This is a genomic window from Algoriphagus faecimaris (genome assembly GCF_900101705.1).
Lineage (GTDB): Bacteria > Bacteroidota > Bacteroidia > Cytophagales > Cyclobacteriaceae > Algoriphagus > Algoriphagus faecimaris.
The window spans coordinates 97,956-123,147 of sequence record NZ_FNAC01000011.1 but is presented as its reverse complement, the minus strand read 5'-3'; the positions used below and the strand labels follow the sequence as shown (position 1 = coordinate 123,147).

The window sequence follows — 25,192 nt, the reverse complement described above, 5'->3', positions numbered from 1 at the left end:
ATGGCGAGTTTATCAAATTTAAGTATCAATAGGCCTGTACTGGCCATAGTGATGTCACTGGTAATTGTTCTATTCGGAGCGATTGGGATTTCACTTTTAGGGGTGAGGGAGTTTCCGAGTGTGGATCCGCCCGTGATCAATGTGCGGACCAACTATGTAGGAGCTAATGCCGATGTGATCGAAGCGCAGATTACAGAACCTTTGGAAGAAGCGATCAACGGGATCCAAGGGATTAAATCCCTGACTTCTACGAGTAATGATGGCGCTAGCAGTATCACGGTTGAATTCGATGTGGGAGCTGACCTGGAGACTGCTGCTAATGACGTCCGTGATAAAGTATCTGGTGCTCAGCGTAACCTCCCTCCTGATGCGGATCCTCCTGTGGTATCCAAGGCCGATGCAGATTCCCAGCCGATTGTCTTTCTTAATGTTAAGAGCGACGAAAGAAGCCTTTTGGATCTCTCTGACCTTGCTAACAATGTGTTTAAGGAACGACTTCAAACTATTCCTGGAGTCAGTAGAGTGCAGATTTGGGGTGAAAAAGAGTACGCTATTCGACTCCGTATGGATCCGCTCAAGATGGCTTCTTATGGAGTCACTCCTTTGGATGTACTCTCTAAAGTACAGTCTGAAAATGTAGAATTGCCATCCGGGCGAATAGAGGGGGAGACCATTGAGCTCTCTGTCAGAACTAAGAGTAGATTAAGCACCCCTCAAGAATTCAATGACCTGATCATCAAAGAAGATCAAAATAATATTGTAAGATTTCAGGATGTAGGAAGAGCAGAACTTTCCGCCTTAAATGAGCGCACCGTACTCAAGCGAGACGGAGTTCCCATGGTGGGAGTGGTATTGGTACCGCTTCCTGGCTCCAACAGTATTGAAATTGTAGATGAATTTTACAGAAGGCTGGAGTTTATCAAGAAAGATCTTCCTGCAGATGTAGGAATGGAAATTGGATTTGACTCGACCAAATATATCAGAGATTCCATTTCTGAAGTACAACAGACAATCCTTACCGCATTTATTTTGGTGGTGGCCATTATCTTTCTTTTTCTACGAGATTGGCGAACTACCTTTATTCCTGTTCTGACTATTCCTATTTCCTTGATCGGGGTGTTTTTCATCATGTATCTGATGGATTTCTCGATCAATGTACTGACTCTTTTAGGAATTGTACTCTCTATCGGTCTCGTGGTCGATGATGCGATTGTTGTGCTGGAAAACATCTATGCCCGTATTGAGAAAGGAGAAAAACCACTACAAGCAGCTCAAAAAGGAGCCGAGGAAATATTCTTTGCTGTTATCGCTACTACTGTGGCCTTAGCTGCAGTATTTCTTCCAGTGATTTTCTTGACCGGTACGACAGGTCGACTATTCAGGGAGTTTGGTATCGTAGTCGCCGGCTCGGTTATCATTTCTTCTTTTGTGGCCTTGACAATGACTCCGATGCTGAGTTCGAAGTTTTTGAAACGCAGAGAAAAGCATAATCGCTTTTATGAGCTTACTGAACCTGTGTTTGTATGGCTGAATGATCAATACGATAAAGTCCTAAGTCAGTTTATGAAGGTGAGATGGACGGCCTTTGGATTAGTGGTATTTATGGGTTTTGGGATTTATTATTTATTCAATCAGATCCCTACAGAATTGGCTCCTGTAGAGGATAGAGGAGAGATCAGAATAAATATGTCTGGTCCGGAAGGGGCAACTTTCGGCTATATGGACAGAGTCATTGATGAAATGGTCCAAGATTTCAAACAAACTATGCCGGAAGAAGAACTCGATGGATTGATCTCTGTGACCTCACCGGGTTTTGGTACAGCGAGTACTAATTCGGGCTTTGTTCGTCTGATTCTTACAGATGCAGAGAATCGAAGTCGTTCACAGCAGGAGATTTTTTCGATGGTCAATGAGAAGCTTAAAGATTATACCTCCGTTCGTGCATTTGCCTCTCAGGCGCAATCGATAGGCAACCGAAGAGGGGGACTGCCTGTGCAGTATGTGCTGCAGGCGCCTACTTTAGAAAAATTAAAAGAGAAGATTCCACCATTTATGGATGCGGTGAATGCAAGTGATAAGTTCATCTTTGCGGATATCAACTTGAAGTTTACCAAGCCCGAATTGGAAATCGAAATCGATCGAGAGAAAGCCAGAAATATTGGGGTCTCTGTTCAGGAAATAGCAAGAACTCTTCAGCTCTCTTATTCTGGACAGCGATTTGCTTATTTCATCATGAACGGGAAGCAGTATCAGGTCGTAGGAGAAATGCAGATAGAGGATAGAAATGAGCCAATCAATCTCCGAATGCTTTACGTGCGTGCAGAAAACGGCCAACTGGTGCAGCTGGATAACTTAGTGACGGTGGTAGAGAAGTCTACTCCACCTCAACTCTACCGATTCAATCGTTTTGTTTCAGCTACAGTATCAGCCAATTTAGCCGATGGGTTTACCATTGGAGATGGATTGGAAGAGATGGACTTGATCGCTTCCGAAGTACTTGATGAGTCCTTTACCACCGATGTTTCAGGTCCTTCCAAAGAGTTTAGAGAATCTTCAAACAGTTTGGTTTTTGCATTCATTTTTGCCTTGGTCTTGATTTATTTGGTGCTTTCGGCTCAGTTTGAGAGTTTCTTAGATCCGCTGACCATTATGTTTACGGTTCCATTGGCTCTCTTTGGTTCCCTCTTTACTCTTTGGATCTTTGATTTTACCTTGAATATTTTCTCACAGATTGGTATTATCATGCTGATAGGACTGGTGACCAAAAATGGAATCTTGATTGTAGAATTTGCCAATCAGCGTAAGGCGCAAGGTCTTTCCGTACATGAAGCGATTTATGGAGCAGCTGTAGCTCGCTTTAGACCCATTTTGATGACTTCGCTTTCCACCATTCTTGGTATTTTACCTATTGCACTTGGATTAGGAGCTGGAGCGGAGAGCAGAGTCCCAATGGGAGCAGCGGTAATTGGCGGATTGGCTTTTGCGACCGTATTGACCTTATTTATTATCCCAGCCATTTACACCTATCTTACTGCTAAGGAAGGAAGATTAGCCAGATCGTAATGAAGAAAATTAGCCTACTACTCTTGTTGAGTATCATCGGAACAACCATTTTCGCACAAAATAATGAGTCGTTGGATTTAGAAAAAGCCATTCAGATTGGTTTGGAAAAAAACTACGACGTCAGAATTGCGGTGGAAAATATCAATCTCCGTGAAGGAGAAAAAAAGATTGGTATTGGAGATTATTTTATGCCGATTTTAGATGCTGTTTACACCCGTGATTATAGCGTGGAGGATGTGGAGCAGGTATTCCGAAATGATCCTGAGCCTGTGCAAATTGATGGTGCAAGGTCTCAGAACACCAACTTTACGGTGGTTGGAATCTATGGTTTCAGACCAGAGAGTTTTGTGGTGATGAAACGATTGGGGCAGCTTGCAGAAATCAGTGAGTTGGAAGCCAAAATAGCCGTAGAAAATACGGTAGCGGGTTTGTCCACTGCCTACTATCGACTCGTGCTTGAACTGCAACGATACGAGGTACTTAAAAAAACCTTGGAATTCAGCCAGGCTCGATTGGATATTGCCAAAGCACAATACGACTTGGGAGGTGCGGGGAAAAGAGATTTCCTTACCGCAGAGGTTGATTACAATTCAGATTTAAGTTTATTGTTAACACAAGAACAGATCATCCAAAATGCCAGGGTTAATTTGAATGAGCTTATGGCTTTGGATCCGGACACCGAATTTGCAGTGAATGATACTATCCTCATTGGTGAGAAGTTAACGCTGCTGGATTTGGAAGAAAATGCCTTCCTTGAAAATAAGACCTTGCTGGTTAATCAGAGACAAAAAAATGTGGCTTTTCTGGAAATGAGAGAGTTGCAAGCCCAACGGCTACCTACGCTCAATTTCAATGGCAATTATGTAAATAATACCTCTTCTTCTGTTGCAGGTTTTTTGCTTCAAAACCAACGAAAAGGATTCAATTATGGAGGAAACATTACGTTTAATTTATTTAGTGGCCTGACCCAAAACAGAAGAATCCAGAATGCCCGTGTCCAACAGAAAGTACAAGAATACACGCTCGATCAATACGAAATCCAACTCCAATCTGATATCAGAAGGGCTTATAATACCTACTTTACCAATCAAAACCTTCTTGAAGTAGAGAAAAAAAATTATGAAGTTGCAAAAGAAAGTGCCGACATTGCCTTAGAAAGGTTTAGACTTGGTATTTCTTCTTATCTGGAGCTTAGAGATGCTCAGGTTAATTTGCTCACAGCTGAAGACAGATTAATTACTTCTATTTACAACATCAAGGAGCAGGAAATAGAGCTTTTGAGACTTAGCGGGAAAATTTACTTTAATAATAGTTATGAAAATCTTCCCATAAGGCCTTAATATCGAAAATAAAAGGAGTATTCATTAAAGTCGTTCTATTTATATTTTTTAAGTTCTGTCAAAGTCCCTATTTGGCATACCATTTGACTATCAAGGCTTTCGGAACCATCGGACTTAGTCCAAGTGCATGCGAAAGTCATTCGTTATTTTATTCTCTACGTTGATTCTAATTCTTTTTGGGGTCCAATGTACCTTTCTGGAGAATCAATTCAATAAAGTCAGAAAAGAAGATCCCTACGTACTGGACCTTCCAGGAATCAAAAGTCGGGGTATTCTCCGTGCTGCGGTGGATAATAATTCCACTGGCTATTACATCTACCGTGGCCGAAGAATGGGCTATGAATATGAATTGCTTCAGGACCTTGCCAAAGAACTTGGTGTTCAACTGAACCTGGTTTTGGTCTCTGATCTTGATAAGGCTTTTGATTTTTTGAACAAAGGTACTGTGGACCTGATCGCCATGAATTTGGAGAAAAGTTCAGAGCGAGAAGAACTTGCCACATTTACACAGCCCCTAGGCAGTATCAGTACCGTATTGGTGGGTTCGCTGGATAATCCCAAAATTTCCAGTTGGAAAGACATGGAATCGGATACCGTCTTTGTGAGAAAAGGAGCGGTGTACAAATCCCAGCTTTGTAAAATAAAGGACTCGCTCCAAGTGAACTTTACGGTTTTGGAATCCCCCCTTCATGAGGAAACCCTGATTGACCAAGTAGTCGAAAGAGAAATCAAGTGGACAATTGCGGATCAAAATATAGCTCAGGCTAATGCGACTTACTATGATGGGTTGAATATATCCTGGAACGTCACACAGTCGGAGGATGTATCTTGGGTAGTAAGGGATAACTCTCCCAAGCTATTGCAAGCTGTCAATAATTGGCTGGATTCGGAGAAAAATAAGCTCATTCCCATTCTGTATGCTAAATATTTTCTCAACTCAAAAAACAGTTACTTTAGATCCACCAGTCCATTTTCATCTTTAGCGGGTAATCAAATATCCGTATATGATGAGCTCATACAGCAGGGTGCTCAAGAATTGGGATGGGATTGGCGCTTATTGGCTTCTTTGGTCTACAAGGAATCAAGATTTGATACCACGGCTACCTCTTATGCCGGTGCTCAGGGCCTGCTTCAACTCATGCCCGTGACCTTGGAGCGCTTTGGGGTAAGCAATCCGAACGACCCCGATCAATCACTCATGGGAGGGGTGCGCTACTTACGCTATTTGGATAAATTTTGGTTGGGTCGGGTCCCTGAGACTAATGAACGGATAAAATTCATTCTTTCCTCCTATAATATAGGACATGGGCATGTAGAAGATGCTTGGAGACTGACCATGAAATACGGAGGCAATACCCAAAGTTGGGAGGAGGTTTCTTACTTCTTGGAGCAAAAAAGTAATCCGGAGTTTTATCGCGACCCTATTGTAAAGAGTGGTTTTGCCAAAGGACACCTTGCCGTTAGGTACGTACAAGATGTCCTGAATATTTTTGAATCGTATAAGGCCTTGGTATCGCCATAAGCTCACTCCTGTAGCTCAAACATGGCTTCAACCTCTACCGGGATATTGTCTGGCAAAGATCCCATGCCTACCGCTGAGCGTACACCTATGCCGTTTTCTTCTCCCCAAACTGCCGCAAATAACTCGCTACATCCATTGATGATATAGGGATGCCTTTCGAAATCTTCGGTACAGTTGACCATCCCCAATACCTTGATGACGCGCTTGACTCGATTGAGTGAGCCAAGATTTTTTTTGATGGTGGAGAGCATGGCAAGTCCTACCTGCCTAGCGGCTAATTTACCTGCCTCCATATCTAAATCTACCCCAATCCGTCCTACAATAAGAGTACCGTCATCTTTTACCGTACCGTGCCCAGAGAGGTAGAGGTATTTTCCATCAATTAAGCAAGGCTTGTATACACCAAGAGGTTTAGGTGCAGGTGGTAAGCTGAGACCCAATTTTTCGAAATTATTTTCTGCTGATTCCATTGTCATTTTTTTTAAATAAAGATATCTAAGATTAATACGCCCAGCAAGCCCACCACAGCAACTAATGTCTCCATGACTGACCAGGTCTTGATGGTGTCTTTGATGCTGACATTGAAAAACTCCTTGTACATCCAAAAACCAGCATCATTAAAATGGGAAAACATCAAGCTGCCTGCGCCAATAGCCAAAACCAGTAGATTCGGGTCTACATTCATGGTAGTCACAAGTGGGGCGATGATGCCTGCCGTGGTCAGGCCCGCTACAGTGGCCGATCCGACACATACTCGGATGATTGCCGTAATCGTCCAGGCGAGCACAAGGGGATGTACATCCCAGCTCTTTAATCCTTCTGCGATAGTCTGACTGACTCCAGTATCCGTAAATATTTGCTTCAGCGCACCTGCACCGGCTACGATCAAGAGGATCATTGCGATATCCTTGGTCGCATCGGTGTAGCGATCCATCAATCCTTTCATTTTAAAACCACGCAGAAGCCCCAGAGAAAAGGTGGCATAAAGTACCGAGACAATCATCACTACACCAGGATTGGAGATGAATTTGATCAGGGGCCCAAAGGTGAGGTTTTCTCCCGCTTGGAGACTTAGGGCAGTCGTCCCTACCAACAAGAAAACCGGCAGCAAAGCTGTAAAAAGACTATTTCCGATCCCAGGTAATTGGTCTTCGGGCTTGATTTCGGCTTGGAAAGTTTTTAGGGGTTCTGCCTTTACATTTTTTAATAATTTGGCAAATAACGGCCCGGCAATGATCACGGTAGGAATAGTAACGATGAAGCCATAGAAGAGAGTCAATCCCATATTGGCGCCAAACTGGGCTACCAAAGCTGCGGGTGAAGGGTGAGGGGGTAAAAATCCATGTGTCACTGACAATGCTGCCAAAAGGGGAATCCCCACGTAAACGGCGGAAATGCGGTATTGATAGGCAACCGTGAAAGCCAGTGGTACGAGTAGTACAAAGCCTACATTATAAAAGAGGGGAATCCCTACAATCAATCCAGTAAGTGCCATCGCCCAGGTAATGCGTTTTTCTCCAAAAATTTTCATCAGAAAGCCGGCAATTCGCTGAGCGGCGCCGCTCTCTGCGACTAGTTTTCCCAGCATGGCACCCATCACAATGACAATCACTAAATCCCCCAAAAGATCGCCCATCCCTTTTTGGACTGAGCCGGCTATCTGATCCGGAGGCAATCCCAGTAGAAAACCGGCAGTAATGGAGGAGATCAGAAAGGCCAAAAAAGGATTGAGTTTGGCCCATACGATCAGCACTACCAATAGGGCGATGCTGAGCAAAACAAGCAATAAGGTCATAGGCTGAGATTGGGTTTAGCTTCCAAGATAAAAAATTTGGAGGATTGCTTCGAAAGCCTTTGATGATTTTACAAATCTCTGTGATTAATGGCGAACCCATCGGATTACCTCACTTTGGTCCCAATGTGTAATTCGTATAAGATAAATCCCTGGACTCAGTTTCTTTAGTTTTTCTGTCACCAGAATCTCATCAAAGTAACCTTTGAAAATTTGGGTTCCTTTGAGCTTGTGGATTTCCACCTGAATATTTTCAATATTCCAATTTGCAGGTATCGAAAGAAAAATTTCACCTTGTGTATACGGGTTGGGATAGACTTCGACTCTAGAAGAAGTGGAGGAAGCTGCTAATCGAAGCAATTTGCTCCAGTTTTCTTCTTTTTCTGGTTCCGTGTACTTGATTCTGTAATAATAATCTAGCGAAGGATTGACCAATGAATCATAAAATTCATAGTCCTTTCTGCCTTCGTCTGAACTTGCACGAAGTTCTCCGATTTGTTTTTCAGTATTCAAGTTGGCGGAGGAGGATCGGAAAATGCTGTAGTGCCCATCGGGATGATCTTCTGCTACTTGCCACTGCAGCAAGGCTCCTTGATCTTTGTTTTTTACCTCAAGGCTTAGCCAGTTAATCGGTAAGATGGTGAGTGTTCTGAAACTACCTACTGTAAAATTTACCCCTGCTAATTCATCAAAGGTCAAAGCTCTTCGTGCCCAGAGTACAGTCGGGTCTAACCCGATAAGATGAGTTCCCGGAGCAGCATAGCCAGTACCCACAATACGAAGGTCTTCCTCATCATCTACGATCAATTTATCGGCAGAAATTCTTAATTCTACGGAGTTGCTACTAGGGTTCAAACCAGAAAACTCAAAATAGGAATACAGTCTATATAAAATCGTGGTTCCGTCCGAATCATCAAATCCAGCATTGAGGTCAGCACCTTTAAATTCTGAAAATTGTATACTTAAATCACCCCCTGAAGAAGCACCTAGGAGCTGTACTTTTCTGATTCCCTCATTTTGGGTGTCCTCAAAGGGAAAGGTCCCATTGATAGCGTCCAGAACGGTAGGAGTATTGTGATAGGTAAAAAGAGAAATATTTTTCCAGCTTCCTCCCAGGTAATTGATTTCTCCACTTCCATCAAGATTGACATGAAGCTCATTGCCCGCCAGATTTAAACTTCCCTCAATCAAATTTAGATTTTGAAGGATTCTCAAATCTTCATCGACTATAAGTTCTCCTGCCATTTTATTTAAGGTAAGGTCTCGAGTTTCGAGGGAAAAGTTTTGGACCAGTTGATCTGTAGCTCCCAAGAATTGTAAATGAGAAAATTCAGAAAGAAATTCTCCAGTACCGGATTGGATTAAGTTTCCCGAGATAATTAAATTACTAGGGAGTATTAAGTCTTCATTACCTTCTAAAATCAGGTTTCTGATGGATTGAGGAGTGGCGGCATCGGTAAAGCTTTTAGAAAGAAAATTTTTCGTTGAGCTTCCGCTCCGGTGAATTACGGTGCCGTTTAATTGAATCGAAGCTGCTTCAATTAAAGGGTTTTCTCCTTCTAAAATCAGCGTACCTCCTTGTCGAAGGTCAAAAGAGTTAGAACTAACGGTGCCTGACCGGAAGCTAATGTCATCATTGCAATTTGTGATAAAGGTGGCTCCATCTTCAATTATCAACTCACCAAATGGTCCTGGTCCGTAGACCGTTGTTTCTGTGTTGAAAGAAAGTGTAGGACAATTGTTAGGAATGACGCTGGTGTCGAGCTCTTGGATGACAGTGCCTGACCGTATCGTAAAACTCAATGCTTTGAATGCCTCTTGGATTCTAAGCTCTACTCCTGGGCCGGGGTCAAAAATTACAGCATACCGACTATTTGTACTGAATCCGCTCCATGCGTCTAATGGAATAATTGTTCTGGAATTTCCTCTAAAAGTCAGCGTACTTGTGGTTGAGTTTCCTATCCAGTTTTGACTATTCCAAGCTCCTATGGGAGTGCCTGGAGCTGCGCCGTTAAAAGCCTGCAGAGTACCGTAAATATCAAGGTTAAATCCATTCAAATTCAATTTCTGCCCAGCTCCAGCCTCAGCATTGATAAATACACTTTTGACAGCTTCATTTTGACTAAGGCTCAGTGTATGCGTTTGATCGATGTAAATGTCATTGGTCTGATTTGGTGAGTTAGCTGCAGCATTCCAAATGAAACCATCGAAAACCTCCCATATTGTAAGATTTTGGAAATCTCCGCTTCCAACCGTTCTGTAGGCTCCTATTTCTTGAGAGAATACATAGCTTGTCAGAAGGCAAAATAATCCTATTGCCGACAATATCCTGTATATTCGGCTCTCAAAAAGTGCTAAGTAGTCAAACAATTTGTCTCGATCTTTCATCGTTTTGACAGTTTAAAAAAGGACAATTAAGTTAGTAAAATGAGTTTGAAAAACAAAATTTCGTTTTGGATTATTTCCTTGATATTCATGGGTTTGACAAGTGCTCAGGCTCAGATCTACCGCATCAGTTTACTGACTTGCGATCCGGGAGAGGACCTTTATATGGCTTTTGGGCATAGCGCCATCCGGGTGCTCAATCGTGCTGAGGGCACCGATTATGTTTTCAACTACGGCACCTTCAACTTCAATACGCCCAATTTCTACGGAAAATTTGCCGCTGGAAAACTCGATTACATGCTTTCGGTCTCTACCTACGGGGATTTTATCTCCACCTACAACAGGGAGCGTCGCGGGGTAAGGGAGCAAGTACTCGACCTCTCTTATGATCAGCAGCAGCACATGGTGGAGTTTCTTCAGGTCAATTACCTCCCTGAGCGGAGAAACTACCGCTACGATTTTTTCTTTGACAATTGCGCCACACGGATCCGGGATGCCATGGATTTGGTGTTGGGGGATAAGTTGGTTTGGAATGATCAGGAAGTAGAAACTAGAGATCGGACCTTTCGCAATCTGATTGATGAATATGTCCTAAGAATTCCTTGGGCAGATCTCGGTATTGATTTGGCGCTAGGCGCGGTGATCGACCGAGATGCGAGTGCACAGGAGGAGCAGTTTTTGCCAGACTACATGGAGCAGGCATTTGCCCGAGCGAGCATTGAAGGAGATGGTCCTACCCGCCCTTTGGTCAAAGAGTCAAATGTGATTTTGGAGTTTCCCAATCCCAATGAAAAACTTCCTGCTGTCAATCCGTATTGGATATTTTGGTTGCTAGCCATTGTATTCACCTTCATTACCTGGATAGGCTTTAAAAAGAAAAGGCTCTTTATTGGGTTTGATGTGGGTTTATTTGCGTTTTTAGGCTTATTGGGAATAGTAGTCTCTCTGCTTTGGTTTGCTACTGAGCATAGTGCGACGAAGTGGAACTGGAATATCCTTTGGGCATTTCCGGGACACCTGTTTTTGGCAGGAGCACTTTTGGCAAAAAATCTTAAAAAATGGGTGCGACCCTATTTGCTTTTCGCCCTGGTCATGGCAGATGCTGCTGTGGTATTTTGGATATTGGGCTGGCAGTCCTTTCATCCGAGTTTGATCCCAATGATGCTGGTGATTATTCTCAGAACCAATTACCTGTATTATAACATAGGAAAGTATAAACCGACGGTTTAGCCTTTGATTTTGGATTTTAAAAACTATTGTGCCCCGTTTTGGTGTTGGACTACTTGGAGACTCAATCATGGAATTTAAACTAACATCAGATTATCAACCTACAGGAGATCAGCCGGGAGCGATACGCCAATTGTCTGCGGGCATTCGCAATGGAGATGATGGGCAAGTCTTGCTTGGGGTAACCGGCTCGGGTAAAACCTTTACCGTGGCTAATGTGATTCAAGAAGTCCAAAAACCCACTTTGGTACTCAGTCACAATAAAACACTGGCTGCACAGCTGTATGGAGAGTTTAAGCAGTTTTTCCCCGACAACGCTGTGGAGTATTTTATATCCTACTATGACTATTACCAGCCGGAGGCTTTTATTCCCAGTTCGGGAACCTACATCGAAAAGGACTTGTCCATCAATGAAGAAATCGAGAAGCTGAGGCTCAGTGCGACATCAGCCCTCTTGACGGGGAGGAGAGATGTTATTGTGGTAGCATCTGTATCCTGCATTTATGGTATCGGAAATCCGGAAGAGTTTGCCAAAAATGTCATCCGACTTCAGGAGGGAGATAGAATTCCCCGTAATCAATTGCTTTTTAAATTAGTGGATATTTTGTATTCACGAACCCATCAGGATTTGACTCATGGTACTTTTAGAGTGAAAGGAGATACAGTAGATATATTTGTTGCGTATGCAGATTGGGGGTACAGAATTTTCTTTTGGGGGGATGAAATCGAAGCGATTCAGCGAATAGACCCTGCTACCGGAAAAAAGCTAAATGATGAGAAGATCATTTCTATTTTCCCAGCCAATTTGTTTGTCACTGGTCGAGATACTTTGGATAAGGCCATTAAGGAGATTCAAGATGATATGGTGGCTCAGGTTAATTTTTTTGAGAAAGAAGGGAAATTTATGGAAGCCAAGCGACTTCAAGAACGCACTGAGTTTGATCTGGAAATGATTCGTGAATTAGGCTATTGCTCAGGTGTAGAGAATTATTCTCGATATTTTGACAGAAGAGAGCCAGGAATGCGGCCTTTCTGTTTGTTGGATTATTTTCCGGATGATTACCTGATGGTGATCGACGAAAGCCACGTAACCGTGCCTCAGGTACGTGCCATGTGGGGCGGAGATCGGTCTCGCAAGGTGAACTTGGTCGACTTTGGCTTTCGGCTTCCATCCGCTTTGGACAATCGTCCGCTTAAATTTGATGAGTTTGAGGATTTGACCAATCAAGTGATTTATGTATCGGCCACTCCGGCGGATTATGAATTGGGTAAGACAGAAGGAGTCGTCGTGGAGCAGATTATCCGTCCCACAGGGCTCTTGGATCCTACTATCGAAGTCCGTCCTAGTCAAAATCAGATTGATGATTTACTTGAAGAAATCGATCAGACGATTCAGACGGATGCCCGTGTCCTGGTGACTACCCTGACGAAGCGAATGGCAGAAGAACTTCAGAAATACCTAGAACGAGCAGGTGTCAAATCCCGCTACATTCACTCAGAGGTGAAGACTTTGGATCGAGTGGAAATTCTCCGGGAACTGCGATTAGGAGTCTTTGATGTATTGGTGGGGGTGAACTTGCTTCGAGAGGGTTTGGATCTTCCCGAGGTTTCCTTGGTGGCTATTCTGGATGCAGATAAAGAGGGATTCTTAAGAAATGAGCGCAGTCTGGTACAGACCATAGGTCGTGCCGCTCGAAACTCCGAGGGAAGAGTGATTATGTATGCTGACAAAATCACCGATTCTATGCAGATGGCCATAGATGAAACCAAACGAAGAAGGGCGCTGCAGATAGCTTATAATGAAGAGCATGGAATCACTCCGACTACGGTCATCAAATCCCGCGATAAAATCATGGGACAAACGAAAGTGGCCGATTCGAAGAAAAATGCTAAAGTCTATGCAGAGCCGATGCCGGGAGACACTGCAGTAGCCGCAGATCCTGTGGTCCAATACCTTAGCAAAGAGAAATTGGAAAAGCTGATCGCTCAAACTCAAAAGCAAATGGAGAAAGCGGCAAAGGAATTGAACTTTATGGATGCGGCTCGTTTAAGAGACGAATGGATGGCACAAAAAGCAAGATTGGAAGAATTGCAAAGAGGGCCAGGAAACTAACCAAACATGACGCTGCAGGAAGTAAAGGCTCTAGCTGCAAAAGGTGAAGGGCTTAAATTGGAATTCAAGAAGAAGATTGCTTTTCCCGAAAAGGTAGTCCGGGAGCTTGTGGCTTTGGCCAATACTGCCGGTGGTGTTTTATTGGTAGGAGTGGATGATGATGGCACTGTCAGTGGTCAGCGATTTATAGAAGAAGAAATTTTTGTATTAGAAAAGGCTATCCGTGAATTGATTTTCCCTCCTTTGGACTATGAAGTCGAGTCGGTAAAGCTGACGGAAAAAAAAGGAGTCGCTATTTTTTCCATTCCTCTGAGCAATAATAGGCCTCACTATTTGAAGGAGAAACAACGAAATCAAGCCTTTGTCCGAGTAGCCGACCGAAGTGTACAAGCGAGCAGGGAAGTGTGGGAGGTGCTGAGGAGAGGTAAAAATCCCAAGGACATGGTATTCACCTACGGGAAGAAAGAAGAAGTCTTAATGAAGTCCTTGGAAGGATTAGGAAAAATCACTCTTAAGGAGTACGCAAAGCTTGCTAAGCTCCCATATTTTTTAGCGAGTAAAACATTGGTTAGACTGGTCTTGGCCAATGTACTGCAAATTCACCCTCAGGAGTCAGAGGATTATTTCACTTTGAAGGAGTCGGGAGTTTGATTCCCGTTCGCTCTGTAAAGCCTTCGATCCCTTGCAATCCTCCCGTATGAATACTGAGAATCTTGGTGCCATTAGGAAAAAATCCTTTTTTAATCAAATCCCAAATTCCATAAAAGTGCTTTCCGGTATAAATGGGGTCTAGATTAATCCCAAATTGCTCATAAAACCACCAGATAAACTCTATTAGGGCTTGCTGAAATTTGGCATAGCCTCCAAAATGATAGGAGGTTTCAATAATAAATTCAGCTTTCTGATGAATTTGATGTTGGTTGATGAGCGATTGGAATTCATCTTTTATAAAGTCTCCTTTCAAGGAAGAAAAACCAATCGCAGTTTGATTTGGTGACAACGCCTCCAGTATTCCTGCCATCGTGCCCCCTGTTCCCATAGCTACTGTGATAAAATCAAATTGGTAGTCCTCTTCTGTTAAAATCTCACTTGCTCCTTTTATTGCCAGTTGATTGGTACCTCCTTCGGGGATCAAGGAGAATTCTCCAAACTTGTTCTTCAAGTCTTCCAAAAATTCAGGTTTAGCTTTTGTCTTATACGCTGACCTGCTGAGGTAATGTAACTGCATTCCATTTGATTTTGCAGCACTCAAAGTGGGATTCAAAGGAAGTGTCTCCTCCCCGCGGATGATTCCCACACAAGGAATGTGAAGTAGCTTGCAAGCTGCCGCTACAGCCTGAATATGGTTGGAATATGCTCCTCCAAAGGTGAGGATTTTAGGGGTTTGATCATCTTGTGCATTTTTAAGGTTGTATTTGAGCTTGAAAAATTTGTTGCCGGAGACTTCCGGGTGAATGAGGTCCAGTCTTTTGACAGCAAGGTCAATTCCCATTTTTTCAAGTAAGGGATGATCAAGTGACTGATTGATGTTTGGGCTTGCAGAGAGCATGAGTTTTGGAATATTAGCAAAGTTAAAGGAGATCCTCTTATTTTTGCCAAATGAATAAGCAAGCCGAAGAAGACTTTGATGAGGAAGAAGTAGAGCTCTATGAGCATTACCGAATAGTCATAGACAAAGGACAGACAGCTACCCGCATCGATAAGTTTATCACGGAGAAAATTGCAAATGCTTCCCGAAATAAGGTGCAGCAAGCCATAGACTCAGGTACAATTTTGGTCAATGGCCAATCCATAAAGGCAAATTACAAAGTCAAGCCCAATGATGAAATCAAGGTCATGCTGACTATGCCTCCTAGGGAAACTGAAGTTTTGGCCGAAGACCTTCCTCTCGATATCGTCTTTGAAGATAGTGACTTGATGATTGTCAATAAGCCTGCGGGGATGGTGGTACATCCTGCTCATGGCAATTGGACAGGAACTTTGGTCAATGGATTGGTTTACCATTTTGAGCATCTTCCTGAAATGAAAGGGAATGTAGGCCGGCCCGGGCTAGTGCATCGGATCGATAAGGATACTTCAGGGCTTCTCGTAATTGCCAAAAATGAGGAGACCATAACCCATCTAGCCGCACAATTTTTTCATCACACCATTGAGCGAACGTATTTAGCTTTGATTTGGGGTGAGCCGGAAGCCGATGAAGGTACCATTAGAGGGCATATAGGTCGAAGTGCTAAAGATCGTAAGGTGATGGATGTTTTCCCTGATGGAGATCAGGGGAAGCATGCGGTGACGCATTGGAAAGTTATCAAGCGACTTCGCTATGTCAGTTTGATTCAGTGCAATTTAGAAACAGGGAGAACCCATCAGATCAGGGCTCATATGAAATACTTAGGACATCCGCTATTCAATGACGCCATGTATGGTGGAGATAAAATCAGAAAGGGTACTCAGTTTTCAAAATACAAAGCTTTTGTTCAAAATTGCTTTCAAATGTTGCCTAGACAAGCCCTTCATGCTAAATCCTTGGGATTTATACACCCTAAAACATCAGAGAAGTTATTTTTTGACTCGGAGCTGCCTGAGGACTTTCAGGGAGTGCTAGAGAAGTGGGAGGGGTATGTGACCACTGAATAATTATTGAATAAATAATTTTCAGCTTATTCATTAAAAAAAAATTAAAATTGGCCTCATTTTCTGAAAAATCATTACTTAACGGTTTAAAGTTTGAAGATTTGATAAAAACAGGCCTCTGAATTCTTTATTAATTAACAAATAGGTAAAATTCAATCGATTTCATTAATTAAACTGTAATAATTAGCTTTAATATTTGAATTATTTGCAAAAAAGAATCTGATCCTTGTATATTTGAATCATCAAGTTCACCTACAAAAGGTAATTGAATTTGATCTTTGAACACACATACTGTAGGATGTTGAAATTGGCAGACAAGCCCTCCTGTCTCGGGGGTGGAGTACCGGTGCTACCGGTGGGATAAAGCATTTTAGCGAGCTCGTAAATTTGCCTAACTACTCCGTGGAGGTTCGAATCCTTCTCCTACAGCAGGTTATTTTGGGTTTATTGTTAATTGACTAAAACCATGAAATTTTGTTTCATGGTTTTTTTTATGCCCAGTTCAAAATAGGTCATTGTCAAATTTTTAAAAAACTAATAGAAATTTTATTCTTAAATATCAATACGGTAATAAAAATCGTATTTAGATAAAAAAACAGAAAATAAATGGCTTATTTTTTATATTAATTTTAATAAACCAATGCTTTTGCTAAATTTGTCATAATCAATGAGGATATTTAGCTTACAAGCTTGAATCTAAACTCAATGATTTTAAACTTTTACTCTTAAACGGGGAGTAATTTCAAAAAGCGACAAGTTAAGCAATGGAGACAGGTTAGAAATAAGCTGTGAGTTAATTTGTCGCTTTTATAAAGCCTTGGCTTTAAATAAAATACAATACTGTAGGATGTTGAAATTGGCAGACAAGCCCTCCTGTCTCGGGGGTGGAGTACCGATAAAATCGGTGGGAAAAAGCGTAGAACAAACCGGACTATTGCCTAACTACTCCGTGGAGGTTCGAATCCTTCTCCTACAGCTTAACAAAGCAGCATCTCGGTGCTGCTTTTCTTTTATCTGGGAGTAATTAGTTATTTTACATCAAATTCACTCCGATGATTCATCGTTTTAAGGAAAAACTGACTAGACATCCCTTGCGAAAGAAAATCCTTCGGGTTTTGACTTTCATTTTTCTGGGGATTCTATTTTTAGAGTTTGTGATTTATTTTGGTTCTAACCTCTTGCTGGTCAATTGGACCCGAAATAAAATCAATGAAGCTACTGCCGGTGTATATCAGGTAGACTTTAATCGCTTGAACTTTTCTCTGATCAGAAGAGGGGTTTTTCTCAATGGAATTGTGATGAAGCCGGTGGAAGCGAATCAATCCGAAATCGATCAAGTTGTATTTGATTTTACCTTGGATGAAATAGCTTTTCGGAATATTTGGTACGATTGGTCTGAGCGGATCATCCGAATCGGAAAAATAGACCTGGATAATCCTGACATTGGAATAGAGCTACCTGAAAAAACAGAAGAGGAGGGGGGGGCTGAAAAGAAGACCCCTGTAAAGCGCCTAGAGGAAGAGATCCAAAAAAGTATTGAACGCATCTCCATGGGAGGAGTGTATATCGATGAAATCGAAATTAATCATGCAGATCTCTTTTTCTTGAATTTTCTGAGTCAAAAGTCCCTTAAAGCTGAAAACTCGAGGGTATTGATTAGGGATGTGGATTGGACGACTGCAAAAAATTGGGAAACACCTTTTAATGCTGCAGGTTTTGAATTTGAACTAGAGCAGGTAGAATTTCCGCTTTCTGATGGTGTTCATTTGATTTTGGCAGAGAATGTTCATGTGAGTTCTTTGGACCGACTGATTGATATTCAAGAATTTCAATTGATTTCAAATCGAGCTGTTCCAAGTAGGTCCTATTATGATCTCAAGCTAGACAGATTAAAAGTGGCTAATATGGATCTCAATCGGGCTTTTTTGACCTCTGAGGTGAAAATTGAGGAGATTGTATTAAATGATCCGGAGTTTCAAATGACAAGCTCAGGGGAAAAGCTTGAAGAGGAGGTCAGTGGTTCGGGTGATTTGAATGGATTGATTGAAGGGATTTTAAAATCATTTTCTATCAAGGAGTTTTCTGTCAATAATGGAAAATTCTCTTCTCGTGATTTGTCTGATAGCGCCAGGTCCAGAGTCGATATCGCTGACGTTGATTTCCGGATGGCTGAATTTTACTTGGGCGCAGATGAAAGTCAATTGAAAAACCAATTTTTTTATGGGAAAGATGCAGCGATGGAATTGGGGGATTTTACCTTGAGCCTTTCTGATGGGGTACATGTGATTAGAGGTGAAAAGGTTTCCATGTCTTCCTTTCTGGATGAAATTGAAGTAGAAAATTTTGAGATTTTTCCCAAAGTCGGAGATCATAGCGATACAAGTATCCGGCAAGTCGTTAGGCTCAGCCTGCCGAAGCTTCAGCTCAATGAAGCTAACCTTAAAAAGCTCTACAATGAATCAAAATTGGATGTTGATCTTCTGGAAATCAATCAGCCAAAGGTGGAGTTTATCGATCGAGTCGCCAGAAAAGACACTTCTCAGCGATTTGCCGCTCAAAAACTCCTTCAAGGATATCTGGAGGAGGTCAATATCAGGCAGCTTAAGATTAATGAAGGTACGGTCCGGTTTGAAAATGAATCCGGGGATCGAAGTGATAATATCGGCTTTGAAAAATTCAGCCTTGAGTTGGAGGATGTACTCTTGCGACCCGAGTCGTCGGCTAATTTGAGAGACTTATTGCTAGCGGAAGAAATGGTGTTGAGCTTGGATCAGTACCAACTGAAGTTAAGGGATAACCTCCATCTTTTTACTGCAGACAAGATTGTGATTGATTCAAAGAGAAACTTGGTAGATGTCAGAAACTTCTCTCTAAAACCCGAAAAGCCCGATCAAATTCAAGAGCTTCTGGATATTTATGACAAATCTGCCACTATTGATTTGAGTGTGCCTGTTTTTCAGCTGAATGGAATCGACGTTCGATCCGCATTGCTGGAAGGCAACCTATTAATTGATTACATCATGGTATCTGAACCTCACCTGATTTATAATCAATACCGCAAACGTAATCAGGAATCAGAGACTTCAGGTTTAAGCTCTTCGGGTGAAATTCAGGATTTGCTTTCTGATTACTTTCAGGTGGTTTCTATAGATTCTATCGCTTTTTTTAAGGGGAAGATGGATTTTACCGATATCACCGGGAGACAAGAAGTGAGTTTTAGCGAAGAGGACCTCTCGCTAAAAGTGAGGGATTTTTATTATGCTCCTGGGCAGGAGGTAGATTTATCGCGAAGCTTTTTCTCAGATGAAATCATCTTGAATCTTGCGGGTTATTCTTTTAGTCTCGCTAAGGGTGACTATGATGTGAGCACGGGTAATCTTCAGTTTAACACCAAGACTGAGGCCATCACCATTGACAGTCTATTGCTAACTCCGGGAGAGCAGCTTGAGAGTAAGTTAGCCTTGTCTTTGCTACTGCCTAAATTGACCCTAGAAGGAGTAGACCTGGAGGAATTTCTTTATGAAAATAGACTGGACTTGACCAAGTTAACTGTGGAGGGAAGCCGAATCAATTTGGATATTGAGCCAGATTTTATCCGTAATGTCAGTAAGCAATCCCAAAGAGGCTCGAGAGCTTTGAGTCGGTCCGTAGAGTATTTGAAAATAGAAGAAATATCTGCCTTAGAATCCGATTTGAGGCTGACTTTTCAGATAGCAAATAAGGAGGTAGAGTCTATTCAAGCTACTTTTGATGTAGCCGTCACTGATTTTTTTCTCGACGAGCAAATGGAAAATGAGTTGATTTTGGCCGAACTTTTTGATGAGGTTTCACTTGCTGTTAATGATTTTTCCTTCGTTTTGCCCGATAGCTTACATAGGGTTCGTTTTTCGGAAGTGTTTATTAACAATAAGGCGGATGAGACGGTGTTTTCAGGTTTGGAAATTGAACCTTTGGATCTTGAAAATGCTCAAGGGACGCTTTTTTCGGGTAAAATCGATGAATTGGGAATTCAAAATAATACCTTGGCTGAAATTCAAAGAACTGGAAAGGTAAATCTGGAAGGTATCCGCTTTTTGAAACCTGAGTTTGTGATTTACCTTGATAGCACTTCCACTCCTAAAGAAGAGCAGACTACCTCAAGAATCAGGAATGAGGAAGCATTCGTAAGTTCCTTGATTTTACAGAATTTATCCATTTCCGACGGGAAATTGGACTTTCATAGAAAAGGAATTGGGCCTCTTCCTCGTTTACAATTTCAAGGGATTGATTTTTCTTTAGCTGATTTGGACATAGACCTTCTCGATTTATCCAAAGCCAATAGTTCTGAATTCTTTTTGGACGAGGATTTGAGACTGTCTATATCGGATTATCAAATCTATAGTAAGGATAGCTTAGAAGTATTGAGGGTAAAAAAGGCATCTGTGTCGGAGCGGAATTTAATCTTGGAAGGTGTACAGTTCAGCCCGGCGATGGGTAGATATGAATACCTGCGCAAGGTTGGTTTTCAGACGGATGCCATTCAGTTGGGGGTGGACCGAATAGCTGTTGAGTCCATTAATACAGAAAAGCTGATTTCAGGTCAGGGCTTGGAGGCAAAGAGAGTTCATGCGACAGGAATGCATGTTGATGTACTTCGCGACAAACGAATTCCTCAAAAGGAAGGAGTGATTAAACTGATGCCTCAGGAGATTTTTCAAGATTTACCTTTCAATGTTAGGGTAGACTCTATTCTTGTGGAAGATGGATTTGTGAGGTATCAGGAATTTGTCGCAAATTCTATGTCTCCTGGAAAAATTGAGTTTGAAAACCTTGAGGTTGTATTGACGCCCTTTGCCATCAGTGATAGTACTACTGAACATCCCATAGCCCATTCGTTTCTTTTGGCGAGGTCCGCACTGATGGGTTCGGGCGAGCTTGACCTGCAAGTGCAGATGCATTATGCCCCACCTTATGAGATGGAGGTAACCGTACAGGTTGACAGATTTGATCTTACACAGATAAATGATATGCTCTCCAAAGGTGCTTTTTTAGAGATCAATTCGGGAGAAGTACTCAAAGGAGATTGGAATTTTAGACTCGATAAGGAGGAAGCCTTTGGTAGAATGGATTTCCGATACGAGGGATTGAAGGTAACTTTTTTGGATAGTGTCACATTAGAAAAGGGAAGAGGGAAACTGGGTCTGATGACATTTCTCGCCAATACCTTAATTAAGAATAACAATCCTAGGAAGTTTCTTGGGAATGTCGTCCGTTCAGATATTTACCTGAAAAGAGATCAATCCAAATTTATATTCAATGCCTGGTGGAAGGCAACCTTAACCGGTTTAAAAGGAAGTGTGGGATTAGGTCAACCCCAGCTGCCGGTGAGAAGGAAGGAAGATGAGGAGTAAACCTATTTATTTTTTAAGAATCTTTATATGATCTATTTTATCTCCCCAGACTATTTCTAGAACAAAAACACCAGTGGGTATTTGATTGACCCAGTAAGTAATCTTTGAATTGATTTGATCTATATTTTGCGCAGTAAAAGTTTCAGTTATGGATAAAGGATGTGTCATTCGTACAGAAATAGATTCATCATTGTATTGTTTAGGATCTAATAAACCTAATTTTAATTCGTTTCCTATTGAAGGGTTAGGATAAGCTCTCCAGACTCCTTTAGTGAATCCTACTCCAGGGATTCTATTGGCAAAAACTTCTGAGTAGATAAAAGCACCAGAAAAATCAACTTGTTTAATTCTATAAAATACATTTCCCCCACCAATTGGAAGATTAGAATCAATGAACAAATAATTTGACAAGTTGTCACTCCATCCAGTTCCAGAAACAGTTCCGATTTTTTGAAAAGATTTAGTTCCATCAATTGAACGCTCTACTTCAAAGTGAGAATTATCTCTCTCTTTTAGAGTTATAAATTGGATGTTGTTAACACGTTGAATTTGTTCAAACTCTACAATGGTATTTCCAAACTCAACACCTAATATTCTACAAGAAGTATAAAGTGCACAGTTAACGCCTGGTTCAGTATTGGGATCATTGGGGTCACAGTACTCTGGCACAAATGCAGGAGCACCCTCGTCTACTTCATTATGATCTGGTTTTTGACCACATATGTAAGCTTGAGTAAAATTATATTCAAGAAATTGACCATTACCATCTATAAACAGGCCTCCCTCACAGTTAACATCTTCATAAGTTCCACAACCTCCTTCAACAATCAAAATAGAGTTTTCACGCATCACCATTTTCCCACTTCCTCCAATATTCACACTGCCTTCAACCAAAATTTCAGAATTATCTCGCATGGCAACTGTTGCCTTTCCAATAATATCAATGTTTCCTCCTACAATTAGGGAGGCCTCATCTCTCATTATAAGTCCGCCAGTAAGACTTTCTTCATCAAAGTTACCAGTAACCTTAAGGTCTCCTTCAATGAGAACTTCACTTGTTCCACCAAGTGATATCGTTGACTCACCTTTTATATCAACATCCCCAGAGATTTTTATTGTTCCACCGAAGGCGTTTAGCTCAACTCCTCTTCCCCCACCGGCAATTTCTAGCCCATCAGTTTCGTAGTCACCGTAAACATTTATTTGAGAGCTATTTCCAGCATATTTTGTAAGTCCATTTACTTTAAGTGACCCATCTTCTAAGATATCAAAAATTACATTTTGATTGACGCTTAATGTTGTAACAATTAACTTGTTCGTACCATTTCCATTTAGGTCTAATTCAGTTGGATAAGAAGCGCTGCCTGTTGCACGACCTGATTGTAATAATAACTCGGTTGCAAAGATATTACCTCCTTTTGTATTTATAACATTGGCTTTAGTTTCACTTTTGATTAGGATTCTCCCATTTATATTCAAAGATCCTCCTGCATTTATATTTAATGTGACATGGCCACCTAGTGATAAGTCGCCTGCTATTGAAACAGGGTGATCTATATCAATCACGATTGGACAAGACGCTGTGCCTTCTGGAGAAGTTCCTGGAGAATTTCCACTTCCGCAAGTTCCTGTCACTGTCCAGCAAGAATTATTGGTCAATGAAGGCGTAGCGCAGGTTCCATTTGAAGTAAATATTCTTTGCCCATAGCTTTCCAACCCGATGAGAAAAATCATCGAAACCAAGACTAAAAGTTTTGTTGTAAAATTTTTTTTCATTTTCAAACCATAAAAAACGCATTTCAAAAATACAGATTTGCATTTCAACTTCCTAATTTTTTGTCCAAAATCTTTGGAAAGTCTGTGCCTAATTCATTTAAAATCAATGCTTAAAATAGAAAGAAGGAGCTGAAGTCACTCTTATCCATCCATAAATGCTGATGAGCTGAACATTTGTACTAGTTTACTTTATTTCCAAGCGGATTTAAAGAAAACCTCAATGTCTTGCCTACTGAAATTACTTTTTCCAGACCTTCAATACCTCTATGTCCTTGCCCCATTGAATCTCCAAGAATAAGATTCCGGAAGGAGCATGTACTATTGTTTCCCTAAGCGCTGTTTGGAGGCTTTGTGGAGACTCCACTTTTTGCGTTGATATATCCCAAATTCCAGCTGTCAATTTGAAGTAAATCTCTTCTCCGTGATAATTTTCTGGATTTGATATAGCGATATTAATAGCTGAACCTTCTGATGGATTAGGATATACGTGCCAAGTACCTTGCTTGGATGATATCCCTGGATAGGAGATGCCGACTACTTTGGAAAAGCTTTCATTGTTTTCCATATCCACTTGTTTGATACGGTAAAAGGAGTGACCTGCAAGTATGGGCAAGCTTCCATCCTGATATTCGTAAACTTTCGGTTCATTAGACCAACCTGCACTGTTTAAGCTAGCCACTGTCTGAAAATTACCGATTTGGTTATCAGATCGTTGGATTTCAAAATGACCATTGTTCCATTCTTGAAGTGTAGCAAATTGGATATGAGCTATTCTTTCTTTTTCCTCTAGTTTTGCGGAGACATATTGATAGTTGATCGGTAGAATTCTACAGCCATTTTGGTCAACATTAACTTCTTCTTGCATCGCTGGAGGAATAGTGTCAGGATTGAAAAGACCACCGCAAACGTAGAAAGAAGCTGTGGCTTCCACTGAAAAAACCAGCCCATTGCCGTTGCTATTGGTTTGTAGGGAGCCGCCTACTTCTACTAGGCTATTACCTCTCACTTCTACTACCCCTTGACCTTGTAATGAAAAATTACCCTCCACAAGCAAGATGCCTGCATCATTTACATCTAAGGTGGCATTGTTTCCAGAAACTGAAAAACTTGAGGTTCTAAAAGTGCCTTTTACGTCTAAGAGTACATCTTTCCCTCTTAATTTTGTTTCGTTTCGAATATGAAGAAAACCATTTTGCCTCACGAATATCTTTCCGTCATTGTCAAAATCAATGTCATCCGCCCGTACAAAGCCGGAATTATCTCCGTCTATTATCAAACTTGAGGCGGTTTCTATATTAACCTGACCATTTATTCTTACACCTCCGCCTTCATTGGTAATGATACTGATTTGATCAGAGCCATTGATGGTAAAATTACCATTTACTGTCAAGGTGGCGCCGTTGGCAACGGTGATCGAATTAAATCCACCGCCAAACTCTACATTTCCATTGATGACAATAGACTCGTTGATGATGACATTGACGTCACAAGGAGTTCTATTGCCACTAACGGTGGGAAAATAGGGTGGAATTGTGGCTGCACTTACTGTACATCCACTTGGCCCAGTGTTATTTGACTTGTCCCAACAGTTGGCGTTTGACCATTGATTATTGGTGCAACCTGTATTGGAAGTATCGAAAGTATAGGTTTGTCCCAAAGACAATAAACTTTGGAAAAACAAAGCTATACTGGCTATTATTTTTATTGATTTTAAGGTATTGTTCAGCATACTAGGATAGACATTTTAAAGCTGTTTTTTCCATTATACTTTTTTGTTAATATGAAATACAAAATTACATATTCAAACAAATAATATTTTGTTATTATCCTTTAAAATGGCTCTAAAGTAATTTATATACCATTTAAAACAAATAATATTTTAAAAATATTTATCTCAAGCCTGATAGATAGGATAGGGGTGGGCTTTCTAGTGAGTCTAAAAAACAGCTGTGT

At 41.4% G+C, this 25,192-nt stretch carries 14 protein-coding genes; 8 read left to right on the top strand and 6 right to left on the bottom strand.

The window, feature by feature from the left end:
- The 3 genes from BLQ57_RS07935 (at position 1) to BLQ57_RS07925 (ending at position 5,925) form a co-directional block, all read left to right on the top strand.
- Positions 1 to 3,063, top strand: a complete 3,063-nt coding sequence (locus tag BLQ57_RS07935; RefSeq protein ID WP_087938714.1) for an efflux RND transporter permease subunit — start codon at positions 1 to 3, stop codon at positions 3,061 to 3,063.
- Entirely contained in the window at positions 3,063 to 4,403 is a 1,341-nt protein-coding gene (locus tag BLQ57_RS07930) for a TolC family protein (protein ID WP_087938715.1), read from the top strand. Before BLQ57_RS07935 ends, BLQ57_RS07930 begins: the two co-directional genes overlap by 1 nt.
- Positions 4,404 to 4,530: 127 nt before the next feature.
- Positions 4,531 to 5,925, top strand: a complete 1,395-nt coding sequence (locus tag BLQ57_RS07925; RefSeq protein WP_087938716.1) for an MltF family protein — start codon at positions 4,531 to 4,533, stop codon at positions 5,923 to 5,925.
- Positions 5,926 to 5,927: 2 nt separating this feature from the next.
- On the opposite strand, the gene BLQ57_RS07920 is transcribed toward BLQ57_RS07925, so the two are convergent.
- The 3 genes from BLQ57_RS07920 to BLQ57_RS07910 all read right to left on the bottom strand — a co-directional run bounded on the left by BLQ57_RS07920 (position 5,928) and on the right by BLQ57_RS07910 (position 10,105).
- Positions 5,928 to 6,395, bottom strand: coding sequence for a RidA family protein (locus BLQ57_RS07920; protein ID WP_087938717.1), 468 nt, complete (start codon positions 6,393 to 6,395; stop codon positions 5,928 to 5,930).
- A gap of 11 nt (positions 6,396 to 6,406) precedes the next feature.
- Entirely contained in the window at positions 6,407 to 7,720 is a 1,314-nt protein-coding gene (locus BLQ57_RS07915) for a gluconate:H+ symporter (protein ID WP_087938718.1), read from the bottom strand.
- Positions 7,721 to 7,804: 84 nt separating this feature from the next.
- On the bottom strand, positions 7,805 to 10,105 hold the full coding sequence (locus BLQ57_RS07910) for a T9SS type A sorting domain-containing protein (protein WP_087938719.1): 2,301 nt from the start codon (positions 10,103 to 10,105) through the stop codon (positions 7,805 to 7,807).
- A 39-nt stretch (positions 10,106 to 10,144) separates the two neighbouring features.
- On the opposite strand from BLQ57_RS07910, the gene BLQ57_RS07905 reads away from it, so the two are divergent.
- The 3 genes from BLQ57_RS07905 (at position 10,145) to BLQ57_RS07895 (ending at position 14,093) form a co-directional block, all read left to right on the top strand.
- Positions 10,145 to 11,332: a lipoprotein N-acyltransferase Lnb domain-containing protein gene (locus tag BLQ57_RS07905; RefSeq protein WP_087938720.1), complete on the top strand. Its 1,188-nt coding sequence runs from the start codon at positions 10,145 to 10,147 to the stop codon at positions 11,330 to 11,332.
- A gap of 67 nt (positions 11,333 to 11,399) precedes the next feature.
- Positions 11,400 to 13,442, top strand: a complete 2,043-nt coding sequence (uvrB, locus tag BLQ57_RS07900; RefSeq protein WP_087938721.1) for an excinuclease ABC subunit UvrB — start codon at positions 11,400 to 11,402, stop codon at positions 13,440 to 13,442.
- Positions 13,443 to 13,448: 6 nt separating this feature from the next.
- Positions 13,449 to 14,093, top strand: coding sequence for an AlbA family DNA-binding domain-containing protein (locus tag BLQ57_RS07895; RefSeq protein WP_087938722.1), 645 nt, complete (start codon positions 13,449 to 13,451; stop codon positions 14,091 to 14,093).
- Here the strand turns inward: BLQ57_RS07895 and BLQ57_RS07890 are convergent.
- A complete protein-coding gene (locus tag BLQ57_RS07890; RefSeq protein ID WP_087938723.1) occupies positions 14,068 to 14,991 on the bottom strand; it encodes a 1-aminocyclopropane-1-carboxylate deaminase/D-cysteine desulfhydrase in 924 nt (307 codons plus the stop codon). The two genes, BLQ57_RS07895 and BLQ57_RS07890, sit on opposite strands and share 26 nt — an antisense overlap.
- A 50-nt stretch (positions 14,992 to 15,041) precedes the next feature.
- Here BLQ57_RS07890 and BLQ57_RS07885 point away from each other — a divergent pair, with 50 nt between their 5' ends.
- Together BLQ57_RS07885 and BLQ57_RS07880 are read left to right on the top strand one after the other, a co-directional pair.
- Positions 15,042 to 16,076 (top strand): RluA family pseudouridine synthase, encoded by a 1,035-nt coding sequence (locus BLQ57_RS07885; protein WP_087938724.1) that lies wholly within the window; start codon positions 15,042 to 15,044, stop codon positions 16,074 to 16,076.
- A 1,049-nt stretch (positions 16,077 to 17,125) separates the two neighbouring features.
- Entirely contained in the window at positions 17,126 to 21,463 is a 4,338-nt protein-coding gene (locus BLQ57_RS07880) for a DUF748 domain-containing protein (protein WP_087938725.1), read from the top strand.
- A gap of 6 nt (positions 21,464 to 21,469) precedes the next feature.
- Here BLQ57_RS07880 and BLQ57_RS07875 read toward each other — a convergent pair whose 3' ends face one another.
- Entirely contained in the window at positions 21,470 to 23,239 is a 1,770-nt protein-coding gene (locus tag BLQ57_RS07875; protein WP_087938726.1) for a hypothetical protein, read from the bottom strand.
- A 238-nt stretch (positions 23,240 to 23,477) separates the two neighbouring features.
- Positions 23,478 to 24,968, bottom strand: coding sequence for a hypothetical protein (locus BLQ57_RS07870; RefSeq protein WP_087938727.1), 1,491 nt, complete (start codon positions 24,966 to 24,968; stop codon positions 23,478 to 23,480).
- Positions 24,969 to 25,192: the final 224 nt, after the last annotated feature.

Excerpts from the sequence above, each read along its gene's own strand:
- BLQ57_RS07935 (WP_087938714.1), top strand. The coding sequence starts at position 1 with ATGGCGAGTTTATCAAATTTAAGTATCAATAGGCCTGTACTGGCCATA.
- BLQ57_RS07930 (WP_087938715.1), top strand. The coding sequence starts at position 3,063 with ATGAAGAAAATTAGCCTACTACTCTTGTTGAGTATCATCGGAACAACC.
- BLQ57_RS07925 (WP_087938716.1), top strand. The coding sequence starts at position 4,531 with ATGCGAAAGTCATTCGTTATTTTATTCTCTACGTTGATTCTAATTCTT.
- BLQ57_RS07920 (WP_087938717.1), bottom strand. The coding sequence starts at position 6,395 with ATGGAATCAGCAGAAAATAATTTCGAAAAATTGGGTCTCAGCTTACCA.
- BLQ57_RS07915 (WP_087938718.1), bottom strand. The coding sequence starts at position 7,720 with ATGACCTTATTGCTTGTTTTGCTCAGCATCGCCCTATTGGTAGTGCTG.
- BLQ57_RS07910 (WP_087938719.1), bottom strand. The coding sequence starts at position 10,105 with ATGAAAGATCGAGACAAATTGTTTGACTACTTAGCACTTTTTGAGAGC.
- BLQ57_RS07905 (WP_087938720.1), top strand. The coding sequence starts at position 10,145 with ATGAGTTTGAAAAACAAAATTTCGTTTTGGATTATTTCCTTGATATTC.
- uvrB (WP_087938721.1), top strand. The coding sequence starts at position 11,400 with ATGGAATTTAAACTAACATCAGATTATCAACCTACAGGAGATCAGCCG.
- BLQ57_RS07895 (WP_087938722.1), top strand. The coding sequence starts at position 13,449 with ATGACGCTGCAGGAAGTAAAGGCTCTAGCTGCAAAAGGTGAAGGGCTT.
- BLQ57_RS07890 (WP_087938723.1), bottom strand. The coding sequence starts at position 14,991 with ATGCTCTCTGCAAGCCCAAACATCAATCAGTCACTTGATCATCCCTTA.
- BLQ57_RS07885 (WP_087938724.1), top strand. The coding sequence starts at position 15,042 with ATGAATAAGCAAGCCGAAGAAGACTTTGATGAGGAAGAAGTAGAGCTC.
- BLQ57_RS07880 (WP_087938725.1), top strand. The coding sequence starts at position 17,126 with ATGATTCATCGTTTTAAGGAAAAACTGACTAGACATCCCTTGCGAAAG.
- BLQ57_RS07875 (WP_087938726.1), bottom strand. The coding sequence starts at position 23,239 with ATGAAAAAAAATTTTACAACAAAACTTTTAGTCTTGGTTTCGATGATT.
- BLQ57_RS07870 (WP_087938727.1), bottom strand. The coding sequence starts at position 24,968 with ATGCTGAACAATACCTTAAAATCAATAAAAATAATAGCCAGTATAGCT.